This is a genomic window from Endozoicomonas arenosclerae (assembly GCF_001562015.1).
Lineage (GTDB): Bacteria > Pseudomonadota > Gammaproteobacteria > Pseudomonadales > Endozoicomonadaceae > Endozoicomonas_A > Endozoicomonas_A arenosclerae.
On sequence record NZ_LASA01000121.1, the window covers coordinates 36,020 to 48,453 of the forward strand.

The following is a 12,434-nucleotide window of genomic DNA, read 5'->3' on the forward strand; positions in this document are numbered from 1 at the left end:
ATTAAGTGCCTTATCATCCCCTGTATTCAAAAGGCTTTCAGAATTTTCACAATGCCCATAGCGAAAGAAATGTCCATAGCAAAAGAACACTATGGCGGCGAACCATTCGGGATTTTGAGACATGCATGAACGCATCACACAACATTTTTCAGACAGCATTGACGCCAAGATCCGTGCTGCAGACAGCCTGCCTCCCCTGATCGCCCAGGCTTCAGAAATAATGGTGCAGTCCCTTCTTAATGAAGGAAAAATCCTGGCTTGTGGTAACGGTGGCTCTGCAGGGGACGCCCAGCATTTTGTTTCCGAACTGCTCAACCGCTATGAAAGAGAAAGACCTGCACTGCCTGCCATGTCGCTGTGCGCAGACAGTCTGACCTTGAGCTCGATCGCCAACGACACCAGCTTCCACGAAGTGTTTTCCAAACAGATTCGGGCATTGGGGCAACAGGGTGACATTTTGCTGGCCATATCCACATCAGGTAACTGCCCCAACATTGTCCAGGCCATTCAGGCTGCCCATGACCGGGATATCCAGGTGATCGCATTGACGGGCAAAACGGGCGGCGATATGGCTCGACTACTGCACCCTGAAGATATTGAAATTCGCGTGCCGGATAACAGCTCACCCCGTATTCAGGAAGTTCATACACTGGTTATTCATTGTCTGTGTGATCTGATTGACGAGTTCCTGTTTTCCGGCGAATAATCCGAACGCTGAACAACAACCATTTTTCACCAGGGGTGACGGACGATTCTCTTCACTCATGGACGTTAGACCTATCACCGACCGGGAGATAACAAGGTGAAGCATTTATCCGCTCTGATTTTAACCAGTACACTTCTTCTGCTGGGCGGTTGTGCAACGATTGTCGACTCAGTCAATGAAGACCCGATCAGCATGGACCCCACAGAACGCTCCTGGGGCAACTGGATAGACGACCAGACTATTGAAACTGTCGCAGCTGTCAACATCAACAAAGCGGATGACCGCTTCAAAGACAGTCGAGTCAAGATTGTCAGCTTTAACGGCACCGTGTTACTGATTGGTCAGGTTTCCAGCCCTGAATTGAAACGCCTTGCAGAGGAAACCGCCAGAAACGTAGACGAAGTTCACAAGGTGTATAACGAGTTAACGATTGGCAGCAATGCCAGCCTTCTGGAGCAAAGTAATGACTCCTGGCTGACCACGAAAGTGAAAGCCAACCTGATCAAGAGCGAAGAAATTTCAGCGGATCGTATCAAGATCAACACCGAGAAAGGCACTGTTTATCTGATGGGCCTGGCTAATCCTCGACAGGCACAAGTTGCAGTCGACATCGTAAAGAACACTGGGGGTGTTCAGAAAATAGTAAAAGTCTTTGAATACACCCGCTAACCCCCCCTTCTCCAGCGACGTAAAATCCCATTTAAATTAAAAAAATTTTACGTCGCTGCACAAACAACCACACCCTTAATAAGTTAAGTAAGATTGCTTACTTATATGCCTGATTGAGATTGATATGATGTAAATCAATTTCTCCATAACCTGCACCATAAGAGACTGACTGCAAGCAGGCAGCCTCCCAGAAACCAGAATCAAAGGTTAAGAAGTACTATGAAAGGCATCCAAATCACCTCCAGCGACAACGAAGCTCTGCTCAACTCCATCTGGCTGATCGACGACGCGACTCAAGAAGCTCGTCTGATCTGCGCCAAGGGCGACACACTCGAAGAAGACACCGTTATGCCGGTTGAGAAACTGGGCACTTTCGAGAGCCGCGACATTGAGCTGACATTTGAGGAAAAAACCATTCGCGAAGGCGGTCAGCACCTGAACGTAAACGTTCTGTCCCGCGAAAAGCTGGAAGAAGCTGCAGCGAATCCTGAAAAGTACCCTTCACTGACGATTCGTGTATCCGGTTATGCTGTTCGCTTCAACTCCCTGACACCAGAACAGCAGCGCGACGTTATTACACGTACTTTCACTAACGAAATGTAAGTGTCGTAATGGGAGGAAGACGCGTGTTTTCCTCCATCTATTGAAACAAAAATCCATTAAAACCCCCTCCTCCAAATCAGAAAAACCTCCAATACCGTTCTAAAAGATGCCATTCATGACTGCATGATTTACTTTTAAAGAAGAACACATCTTTTTAAGAGAAAAGCATGGATCAAAATAAAGAGAAAACGGTTGCGGTGATCGATTGCGCAAGCAAAAAAACACCTGAAATCCAGGGAGTTCTCTCAGATCTCGGTATCAATTCTGACATCATTGCCTTGAAAGATGCCAACCAACAGTCATTCGATTCAAACAGCGCGATGATCATTTCTGGCGGACCCCACCTATTTACAGACAGTCAGGAAAAGAAAAATAGCCTGATGCAACAATTCCAGTTTATACAGAACCTCGCCATTCCAACTCTGGGTATATGCCTGGGTCATCAGGCCATCGCCCTGACCTTTGGCGGAGACGTCTATCGGGATCATGAAAGAAGAGAGAAAGACAAAATACAGATCCTTAAAAACCACCCACTGTTTGAGCAGATCAGTGAAGAATCCGAGTTTGCCGAGGATCATTGTGAAGGCATCAGACCTGGCAGCAATACGACTGTTATCGCCCGGTCAGAATATTATGAGGTTGAAGCGATTAAAATTGACGATCGCCCCATGCTGGGTGTCCAGTTCCATCCGGAAGTTTCTGGCAAAAATGGCCATCAGCTTATTTCAAACTTTATAAACTGGGCAGACACACAACCATAGATTCAGTTCATAAAAATGAAGAGGCAGCTTACAAAACCTGTGATTCATCAGCTGCCTCACTCCGCTATTTCGACGTTTCCAATTTCAATCCTTTACCCTGCCAAGCCTCTACACCACCCGGATGACGAAATACATTATGATAGCCAAGGCGAACCGCCCACATGGCGGCATTATGCCCCCTCTCGCAACGGGTTCTGCCACAGGTGAAGACCAGAACGCGGCCTTCGTTATCACCCAGCAGGCGAATAAAATCTTCTTCCTTTAGTCCTTCCATAAGAGAGGGGTCCCATCGGTCACTCATAACAATACCTTTGGGAAAGGTGAAATTAACCGCACCCGGAATATGACCTTTGGCATAATCTTGAGCAGTACGAACATCCACCAACAAAAACGGCTCTTTAGAGTCGATCATTTCTGCCAGTTCACCCGTGGATATCAATGCATAGCCGGACTCATCCGCCTGCCTGGCCAGGTCAATACTGGTCTGCTCCAGAACAGCTTCTTGCTTATATTTATCACCACATGCAGACAGCGTGAATACGGCTAGAAACAAGCAGATCGAACGCCATTTTAAAAAGGAAGGCCTGACCAGCCCTATCGAGCTTTCCATGACAGATGCTTCACCCCTGATGGTCACATTCAACAATCAACACCCGGATCTGGAAAAACTGAATCCGAATCTCCGCAGACTGTAACAGTCTTATTTTTCATGAATTTCGAGCACTTCTTCGCCATTCACACTGGCTTCAAACCCATCCAGAGTTTCATATTCATAAAAGCCGTCACTGTTCATATGAGGGGTATCTTTTGTCGTGATAGAACGACCATCTTTAAGGGTGATAATGTGAGGGCTGGAGCACCCCATCAGGAGAACCGTAACCGCGAGAGCCAGAACCAGATTAATACGCTTCATAAAACACTCCTGTACAACCATCATCACAGCTTAGAAAAGGATCTCCGCTCTGCAACCAAAAACAGGCATTTTTCCCTTCTGGAACGCGAATTCAGTTTATGTATTGGAGTGAGCTGGCAGGGGGAAGGAACAGGCTGGAGATCAGATCGCCAGCCTTCTTAAACAGGATTACATACCGTTTCTGAAAGTCTTGTGATCAATCACACCACTTTCCCGAGCACCTTTCAGACCCACTGCATATTCCTTGAGAACGGAAAGACTGTAATCCATGCGCTCCTGCATATGCTGATCCGCCTCGGCATCTTCACCTGTCATAACAGAAGCCGCCTGGCGAACAATCAAATGATCAGGAATATAACAAAGCCTGCAATTCTTATAGCTGCTTGAACGCAGCTCCACGACCGGATAAGAACCGCCCTGTCCTGCAGATACAGCCGTAATCAAACCAGGCTTATGCCCCAGCTGGGCAGCACCAAAAATCAGGAAAAAGTTTTTCAGACCTGAGGGAACCATACCATTCCACTCCGGAGCCACTACAACAATGGCATCACTGGCATTCAATGTAGCCCTCCACGGAGCCAGAAGCGTTTTCCATTCTTCATTACCAGACCAGATGGACTCATCCCATAAAGGCAGTGGATTCTCAGCCAGGTCAAGAATATCGACCTGATCGAAAAGACCCAAAGTCTCAGCACGCTCCTTCAATACATGACTGATGCGAGTACTCTGGGAATCCTTTCGGTGGCTTCCACTGATAATTGTCAGGTTCATCAGGACCTCTTATTAAAATTCTGGTGTGTAGAAAGACAGGGAGATGATAACCAAGACTCAGCAATGATGCGAAGCTTCCCCATCCCAATTTGAGGATAAACAGGCCACTAAAACTTATGAATAAGCCTCTGAAAGCATAATCCAATACAGTTTCAGTATTATCATAAAAAACAATTATTTTCCGAAAGAACCTTTCAATAAAAGCAGAGCAAAAAAAACCGCCAAAGGTGGCGGTTTTTTTTGCAGCAGATACAAGCAGGGCAAATCGACCTTACTTAACCACCTTCAGGTGCGGTCTGCCACCAGGCTTGCGAGGAGGCTTCTCAGTCTCTTCGTCTTTTGCAGCTGGTGCTTCCTGCGGCTGAGGCTCAGGATCAGAAACGGCTTCCAGCTCAAAGTGTGGAGACACTTCTTCTTCGACCTCTGCAAAAGGCTCAACTTCAAACACCATGCCCTGACCATTTTCGCGGGCATAGATCGCCATCAGCGCTTCGACAGGTACTACAATCGTCAAAGCCTCACCGCCAAAACGACCGTCAAAGGTAATCACATCATTTCCCATATGCATGGCTCTCACCGCAGCAGGGGAAATATTGAGGACTATCTGGCCATCCTTAACGTATTCTCTGGGTACTTCAACCCCATTCCGGGCGGCATCAACCAGAATGTAAGGGGTGCAGTCATTTTCAAGAATCCAGTCATACAGAGCTCTGGCAATGTAAGGGCGACTGCTGGTCATCGTCATAATCTGTCTCCATCCAGGCTAACTTCCGATGGCTGTTTGACCCTGAGTCAACTCATCCTTTTCAGCCATCAATAACCACTATAGAAGAAGCCATTCATCTCAAGGGAAGAGAGAAGACACTTCTCATTCGCTAAGGTACTCGACCGTAAAAATGACTTCACACCCAGTGTAAAGTCACTTTCTTAGCTCATGGCTGTTTAGCCAGATTCTTCAGCCCTGACAGACTGGCTGTCAGGGTCCGTCTCAAATCAAAGAGTGTCACGCATCTCTTTTTCAATTTCAGACAGGCTTTCCTTGAAAGATTCACGCTCGAACAGACGTTCAGCATAATCCAGAATGGCCTGTCCCTGCTTGGGCAGCTCAATTCCCATAGCCGGCAGTCTCCAGAGGATAGGAGCTACACAGCAATCGACCAGAGTGAACTCTTCACTCATGAAGAAAGGCTTTTCAGCAAAAATGGGCGCCACAGACAGCAGGCTTTCACGCAGTTCTTTACGAGCGCGGGCAGCCGGTGTTTCTTTGGTTTTTGGATCCATAATGGTGTCCACCAGACTGCACCAGTCTTTCTGAATGCGATGCATCATCAGACGGCTCTGGGCACGGCTGACTGGATAAACAGGCAGCAGTGGCGGATGAGGAAAACGCTCATCCAGGTATTCCATCATTACGCTGGGCTCGTACAGCACCAGTTCGCGATCGACCAAAGTTGGAAGACTATTGTACGGGTTGAGATCAGACAGTTCCTGAGGCAGATTTTCAGGACTGGCATCCTGTATATCCACCGCAACCCCTTTTTCGGCCAGAACAATACGAACCCTGTGACAGTAGTGGTCAGATGGATCCGAGAAAAAAATCATGGATGACTTTTTGGCAACTACAGCCATGAAGTACCCCCGCCTCATGCAAAGGAAATGAGCTCCCGACGAATCAGTCCACTCATTCGATCCACTATTCGGATGAGTAACGCTGACCTAACGGGCCGACACAAGAAAATAACGGGTTATCTTAGCAAACTTTACACCCTGCGGAATAGGTGGCTTGCAAACTTTCGTTCATTTACTGCTTGAAAAACCCGAAAAAATCAGTCAGCAAATGCACTGAATATAAAAAAACCCGCCTGAATCAAGCGGGTTTTTCATCAAAAGTAACGGTTTATTTCCAGCCTGGCACCGCACTGCCTTTAAACAGTTCCTTGGCTTTATCTTCAACCGCCTGAGTATGGTAAGACTCAACCAGCGCCTTGATGCGAGGGTCATCCTTGTTATCTTCACGGGCCACAATCAGATTCACATAAGGAGAATCCTTGCCTTCTACCAGCAAGGCATCACGCGCAGGCAGTAGTCCAGCAGGTACTGAATAGGTAGAATTAATGAAAGCCAGATCAACATCATCCAGGGAACGAGGCAACTGTGCAGCGTCCAGCTCAATAAACTTCAGATTCTTAGGATTTTCAACAATATCAGCCGGAGTAGCTTCCAGATTGTTAATATCCTTCAGCTTGATGAAGCCCTTTTTATCCAACAGGATCAGAGTACGACCTTCGTTACTCGGATCGTTAGGGATGGCCACTTTAGCACCGTCTTTCAGCTCGCTGATATCCTTGATTTTCTTGGAGTAAGCGCCAATCGGGTAAACAAACGTATTACCAGCAGCAGCCAGTTTAAAGCCACGATCCCGAATCATACTGTCCAGATAAGGCTTATGCTGGAAGGCATTGGCATCAATAGAACCGTCAGCAAGAGCAACGTTAGGAGACACGTAGTCGGAAAACTCAACCAGCTCAACATTAACGTCATGATCTTTTTTGGCGATGTCGGCAGCCACTTTCATCACATCCGCTTCCGGGCCAGCCATAACGCCCACTTTTAATGGACCTTCAGAACTGTTTTCAGAACCGCAACCCGTCAACAGCACACTCGCTGCCACCAGAGCCGCACCCGCAAGCGCTTTAAATTTATTAACAGCAAACATTCTTCACTTCTCCAGTCAGCCAGTTATTCAGTGACAGACAGCACAATACCACCTGTCTCTTTCATTCATTATTCAGCGAGTTCTATCGTAATAGTTCTGCAAACGGTCGCCTGCAGACTGTATCAATTGCACCAGCACAATCAGGATCACCACCGTAGCCAGCATGATGACGCCATCAAAACGCTGGTAGCCATAACGAATACCCAGATCACCCAGACCGCCACCACCTATGGCACCCGCCATAGCGGAGTAACTGACCAGCGTCACCAGAGTAATGGTCATACCATTGATCAATCCTGGACGCGCTTCAGGCAACAATACCCTGCTGACAATCTGCAAAGGTGTCGCACCCATGGATTGAGCCGCCTCCACCAGGCCAGAAGGCACTTCATTGATCGCACCTTCAGCAATACGGGCCACAAAGGGAATAGCCGCCAGCGTCAGAGGCACAATAGCTGCCGTGGTACCAATGGATGTCCCCACCAGCAAACGGGTCAGTGGAATAATCGCTACCAGCAGTATAATAAACGGCACAGAACGTGTAGCGTTAACGATAGCACCCAATACCGAATTGAGTGCCGGATTTTCCTTTATACGCCCCGGCTTGGTGATATAAAGCAGAACACCCAGAGGAATACCAAAGAGGAAACTCAACCCACCTGACACGGCAGTCATATAAATGGTTTCCCAGAGCGCCTTCCCCAGGAGAAGCCAGGAATCAGCTGACATAACCCACTACCTCCAACTGTACGTTTTCCTTGAGAAATTTCATGGAGGCCTCGACTTCAGACTCCTCTCCCAGGATCTCAACCATAAGAAACCCCATAGATTTGCCCTGCACCGTTTCTATATCGGCCTGCAGAATGACGAAGTCGGTACCAAATTGTTTGGCTGCCCGGGTGATCAGAGGATCTACAACTCCCTGACCGACAAAAGTAATGCGAACCACCGGCCTTGAACCTTCAGATGGTTCTGGCTGGTAACGGCTCTCAACTTCAGCAACAGGCTTCTCGTGAATAGCACTGCGCACAAACTCTCTGGCCAGATCGGTCTGGGGATTCAGGAAGAACGCTTCCACCTCATTCTCTTCAATCAATTGCCCATAGCTTAAGATGGCAACACGATCACAAATGGTTTTCACCACATCCATTTCATGAGTGATGATCAAAACCGTAATCTTCAGCTCACGGTTAATATCCTTGAGCAGCGCAAGAATCGATCGCGTGGTTTGCGGATCTAGCGCAGAAGTCGCCTCGTCACACAGCAAAACCTTGGGTTTACTGGCCAGAGCTCTGGCAATAGCCACTCTCTGTTTTTGACCACCTGACAGCTGGGAAGGATAACTGTCACGCTTGTCCTGCAGCCCGGTAAGCTCCAACAGAGGCGACACTGCGGTCTCGATTTCATCTTTGCTGGCGCCAGCCAGTTCAAGAGGAAGGGCAATATTCTGATAGACCGTTCGACTGGACAACAAATTGAAGTGCTGAAAAATCATACCGATATTGTGGCGAGCCTGACGCAGCCCTTTTTCCGTGAGGGTCGTCAGGTCTTGACCATCCACAACGACCTGCCCAGAACTGGGACGTTCGAGCAAATTAACGCAGCGAATCAGGGTGCTCTTGCCTGCACCACTGGATCCGATCACGCCATATATCGATCCTTCAGGCACGCTGAGATTAATGCTATCAAGCGCTTTAACCTCTTTTCCTCCTGCCTTGAACACCTTGGTAAGGTTTTTCAGTTCTATCATCGTTACTCCTGCCTGATCCCGATACAATCAGGTCATGCTGTCTGAGTTTTACTCAGTCAGTTTTTTCAATCCGTTCGTCTGGGTTTCAATGGGAGGCAATGGTTTCTTGTCCACCCGGATAACCGCCTTCAGGTTCTTGCAACATCAGGGCGATCTCTTTTCTATGGACAAAAAAAAACCACTCTGCGCTAAACAGAGTGGTTTTTCATGAATTCGTTCAAACCCTTCTTTTAGCGGTATTTCTATAGCGCCCGCAAGCCAAGACAAATCAGCGCATTAGCCGGACATTACCCGAGTCCAAACGGCAAGTCAACCAACGAACTAGTCCAAATTGACTACAGAATTAAAAATTTAAATGTCTGGCATATAGCTTAGGGCTCTGCTGACAATGAAGTTTAATGCAAAAGGGAGGAGAGATTTGGCTGAGATTAAAAAGGGGAGTGGGTAGACGAAGGGCAAAAGGCAGGGGTTCAGATTGCCCAGAGCCTCTGCAGAAAGCAGAAGCTCCAGACATTGGTCAGTTCAGACCAGAATATTCATTACAAACATAGCCATGAAAGCATTCAGGATACAGATGCCAAACAGTACTGGGTAGTAACGGGCTTCAGTACCGATAACCCCCAGAATACGACCTGCATATTGAATGGTTGAACCCATCAGGTAGATGGCAGGCGCAAGAATCGCAATATCACGAGCCTGCAGCAGACCTTCAGAGAGCAGACCCACAGTCACGCCAACTGCACCACCCATGGACATAATGGCACTCATCAGGACTGCGGCACCTTCACCAGGCAATCCTACAACGCCCATGACAGGACCAAATACAGAGGACAGCATATCCAGTGCGCCAGTGATGGTCAGCGCCTTGATAATGATAAAAGCCATCATCACATTGGGAATGGTACTGCTGGTACCAATAGCCCAACCTTTACGAGCACCCTCAACAAAGATATCGGTGATCATCTTTTTCTGTTCGGTAGCAGCTGCCTTAGACATTGCGGGCCTCCAGACGGGTCTCAGCTTCAGTTTCAGTTTTCTTGCTGGCAAAGTTCAGGTAGAAACGCATGATGTTGGCGCCTACAACCTTGAAGATAAACATGATGGCCACAGCAAGACCGATAGAACCCGGTACAGACTGGCCTGCTGCATCCGTCAATGTGAACAGAATGGCACCAGAGCTGAAGAAGTTTACGATCAGCGCACCACCAGAGAACTGGAAGGCAGTGAACGTATTTTTCTCTTTGTCGGTCAACTCATCATTATCAGCCAGGTCCTTGGTCATACCCGCACCTACGTCAGTAGACTGGAGACTACCAATCAGAGCCAGACCGACCGTACCTGGTACACCCATCAAAGGACGAAGCAGAGGAGTCAGCAGTTTGCGTGCTGCACGCAGAGCACCATAGTGCTCCAGAACATTGATCATACCCAGGGCAAACATACAGGTGGGCACCAGACCCAGGGCAAACAGAAACCCATCCAGTGCTCCGCTACCGCCGGTACCTCGATAAGTAGTCGCAGTGGATTCAACTACACCCTCTGCGCCAGTGCTAATGCCGTTCAGGAGCTTGCCAAAAGCACCATTGAGCGTGGTGAAATCAAAGACACCGTACCATTCTGTGGATTTCAACAATCCTGAAAAAAAGACCACAGCAAAAGCCAGTGCCACGTAGCTTCCGAGCGTGACCTTCTGGTCATCATGAGCGCTCATGGGCTCCCCCTTTAACGACAATAGTTAATAACTTAATGATTAATATCGTAATCTATTTGTAAATCCGGAAGCATTGGGGATATACACAAACCTGATACGACTTATAACTAGCAGAAACGTACTATTCGTCGATCGACTTAAATGACTTATTGCCACTCAGTAAACGAGCCATGAACAAGTCTGAAAAACGGGAGGTTTAAACAGGAAAAAATTATCGAATCGCAGAAGCAATGGCACTGATACCGGCAAGACTGCAAAGCACCAGCAAGGCATGACGAATGATCTTTTGATCAATACGATGAGAAATTCTGGAGGCTATTTTACTGCCCAGCAACACAGGCGGAACCAGCATCAGTGCATATTTGACATCATGGGTGCCAAGCATGCCCGCAGCGGCCAGGAAGATCAGAGAAATGATACTGCTGAATACGAAGTAAATGGACATACTCGCGCGGATCTTGTCACCGGTCTCATTTTGCATGACCAGTGCAACAGGAGGTCCGCCAATGGACGACGTAGTACCTGTAACTCCGGAAACCACACCCGCCACAAAAAGACTGGATTTGGTGGCTCGAACCTTAACGGAAAACAAGCTGGCAAAAACGGCAAGCAGCACTGCCCCACCCATGAACAAACTCATTTGCTCTCTGGAAGCGACAGCCAGAAGGTAAGCACCCAATAATGAACCCGGAACCCTGCCAAAAACTGCGTACTTCATATCAGCCAGCTCAATGGAGCCTCGATACTTTCGAACAGTCAGCAAAGCCAGAAACATCGCCATACAGATCAATGTGCCCGGTACCAGCGAGGGAGCAATGATATAAAGAATGGGCGCAGCTACGACCGCCATACCAAAACCAATCATGCCCTGGATCAAAGCGCCTGCAAAAACAACAAGCATTGCTATTAACAACTGGTACAGGCTCAGATCCATAACAACAAAGGTACATCATTTATATCGGAAGGGGATATAAATATAACCGTTTGTTATGAGTAGAATCCACTGTCATTTATACCCATCAGGGTAAATCGCAAAAGAAAACGACAAATTCCTTTTACTTATCAAGACTTCGTCTCGAAATAACTTCCCGATTTACACAGATTCCGTTCACCCTGAGCTTGTCGAAGGGCGGTGGCATTGGACTTCGACAGGCTCAGCCCGAACGGATTTCGAGACGATTCCAACAAGGGAATTAATGTCAGACAAGCCCCTAATCCTTTTACCTACCCAGCAAAGCCTTGTAATGCTTACGGCAAACGGAGAGATAGCTGTCATTACCACCAATCTGAACCTGACTGCCACTGCTGACAACATTACCCTCGGCATCCAGACGAACCTGCATACTGGCTTTTTTCTCGCACTTCTTGCAGATGCTTTTCAGTTCACAGAGCTCATCAGCAATGGCCAACAATACACCGCTGGCAGGAAAAGCCTTTCCAAACGCATCGGTTCTGAGGCCAAAACAGAGTACCGGTAACTTGAGATTATCCACCACATCACTCAGCTCCCACACCTGCTCCTCAGTAAGAAACTGGGCTTCATCAATCATGACGCAGGACAATCTCTGTTCACCATGCTCACGGGCAATCTGCTCAAAAAGATTATCCTGCTGACTGATGGCCAGAGCATCTTTCTGCAGACCGATCCTTGAAGTAATCATGCCTTTGCCAAAACGGTCATCAATGGCCGGCGTGAGCAGAAGCACCCGTTTGCCCGCTGATTGGTAGTTATGGGCAGCCTGCAGCAGGTAAGTACTCTTTCCCGAGTCCATGGAAGAAAAATAGAAGTACAGCGAGGCCATCAATATCTCCGTCTAAACTGTGACTCATTCGA

General features: G+C 47.9%; 16 protein-coding genes. 4 read left to right on the plus strand and 12 right to left on the minus strand.

What is annotated here, in order from left to right:
* Window positions 1–121: 121 nt before the first annotated feature.
* The 4 genes from WG89_RS19430 (at window position 122) to WG89_RS19445 (ending at window position 2,739) form a co-directional block, all read left to right on the plus strand.
* Window positions 122–706, plus strand: coding sequence for a phosphoheptose isomerase (locus tag WG89_RS19430; RefSeq protein WP_062268927.1), 585 nt, complete (start codon window positions 122–124; stop codon window positions 704–706).
* Between the two features lie 96 nt (window positions 707–802).
* Entirely contained in the window at window positions 803–1,375 is a 573-nt protein-coding gene (locus WG89_RS19435) for a BON domain-containing protein (protein ID WP_062268929.1), read from the plus strand.
* A 219-nt stretch (window positions 1,376–1,594) separates the two neighbouring features.
* A complete protein-coding gene (gene grcA / locus WG89_RS19440; RefSeq protein ID WP_062268930.1) occupies window positions 1,595–1,978 on the plus strand; it encodes an autonomous glycyl radical cofactor GrcA in 384 nt (127 codons plus the stop codon).
* Window positions 1,979–2,145: 167 nt separating this feature from the next.
* On the plus strand, window positions 2,146–2,739 hold the full coding sequence (locus WG89_RS19445; RefSeq protein WP_062268932.1) for a glutamine amidotransferase-related protein: 594 nt from the start codon (window positions 2,146–2,148) through the stop codon (window positions 2,737–2,739).
* A gap of 64 nt (window positions 2,740–2,803) precedes the next feature.
* Here the strand turns inward: WG89_RS19445 and WG89_RS19450 are convergent, their stop codons facing one another.
* The 12 genes from WG89_RS19450 to WG89_RS19505 form a co-directional block, all read right to left on the minus strand.
* Complete coding sequence (locus WG89_RS19450; protein WP_062268933.1) at window positions 2,804–3,349, minus strand: rhodanese-like domain-containing protein; 546 nt, start codon at window positions 3,347–3,349, stop codon at window positions 2,804–2,806.
* A gap of 90 nt (window positions 3,350–3,439) precedes the next feature.
* On the minus strand, window positions 3,440–3,652 hold the full coding sequence (locus WG89_RS19455; RefSeq protein ID WP_062268936.1) for a YgdI/YgdR family lipoprotein: 213 nt from the start codon (window positions 3,650–3,652) through the stop codon (window positions 3,440–3,442).
* 168 nt (window positions 3,653–3,820) lie between these two features.
* Entirely contained in the window at window positions 3,821–4,423 is a 603-nt protein-coding gene (locus WG89_RS19460) for an NADPH-dependent FMN reductase (RefSeq protein ID WP_062268938.1), read from the minus strand.
* A 271-nt stretch (window positions 4,424–4,694) separates the two neighbouring features.
* Complete coding sequence (locus WG89_RS19465; protein WP_342669268.1) at window positions 4,695–5,168, minus strand: ClpXP protease specificity-enhancing factor; 474 nt, start codon at window positions 5,166–5,168, stop codon at window positions 4,695–4,697.
* Window positions 5,169–5,416: 248 nt separating this feature from the next.
* Complete coding sequence (locus WG89_RS19470) at window positions 5,417–6,052, minus strand: glutathione S-transferase N-terminal domain-containing protein (protein WP_062268940.1); 636 nt, start codon at window positions 6,050–6,052, stop codon at window positions 5,417–5,419.
* Between the two features lie 268 nt (window positions 6,053–6,320).
* Entirely contained in the window at window positions 6,321–7,139 is an 819-nt protein-coding gene (locus WG89_RS19475; RefSeq protein WP_062268942.1) for a MetQ/NlpA family ABC transporter substrate-binding protein, read from the minus strand.
* A gap of 72 nt (window positions 7,140–7,211) precedes the next feature.
* Window positions 7,212–7,868: a methionine ABC transporter permease gene (locus tag WG89_RS19480; protein ID WP_062268944.1), complete on the minus strand. Its 657-nt coding sequence runs from the start codon at window positions 7,866–7,868 to the stop codon at window positions 7,212–7,214.
* A complete protein-coding gene (locus tag WG89_RS19485) occupies window positions 7,858–8,889 on the minus strand; it encodes a methionine ABC transporter ATP-binding protein (protein WP_062268945.1) in 1,032 nt (343 codons plus the stop codon). Before WG89_RS19485 ends, WG89_RS19480 begins: the two co-directional genes overlap by 11 nt.
* 522 nt (window positions 8,890–9,411) lie before the next feature.
* Window positions 9,412–9,885 carry a YjiG family protein gene (locus tag WG89_RS19490; protein WP_034831770.1) on the minus strand — a complete coding sequence of 158 codons (474 nt, stop codon included), beginning with the start codon at window positions 9,883–9,885 and terminating at the stop codon, window positions 9,412–9,414.
* Window positions 9,878–10,600 (minus strand): nucleoside recognition domain-containing protein, encoded by a 723-nt coding sequence (locus WG89_RS19495; RefSeq protein ID WP_062268947.1) that lies wholly within the window; start codon window positions 10,598–10,600, stop codon window positions 9,878–9,880. The genes WG89_RS19490 and WG89_RS19495 overlap by 8 nt, the downstream gene beginning before the upstream one ends.
* 211 nt (window positions 10,601–10,811) lie before the next feature.
* On the minus strand, window positions 10,812–11,501 hold the full coding sequence (locus WG89_RS19500) for a sulfite exporter TauE/SafE family protein (RefSeq protein WP_062268949.1): 690 nt from the start codon (window positions 11,499–11,501) through the stop codon (window positions 10,812–10,814).
* A 319-nt stretch (window positions 11,502–11,820) separates the two neighbouring features.
* Window positions 11,821–12,402 (minus strand): thymidine kinase, encoded by a 582-nt coding sequence (locus tag WG89_RS19505; protein ID WP_062268951.1) that lies wholly within the window; start codon window positions 12,400–12,402, stop codon window positions 11,821–11,823.
* Window positions 12,403–12,434: the final 32 nt, after the last annotated feature.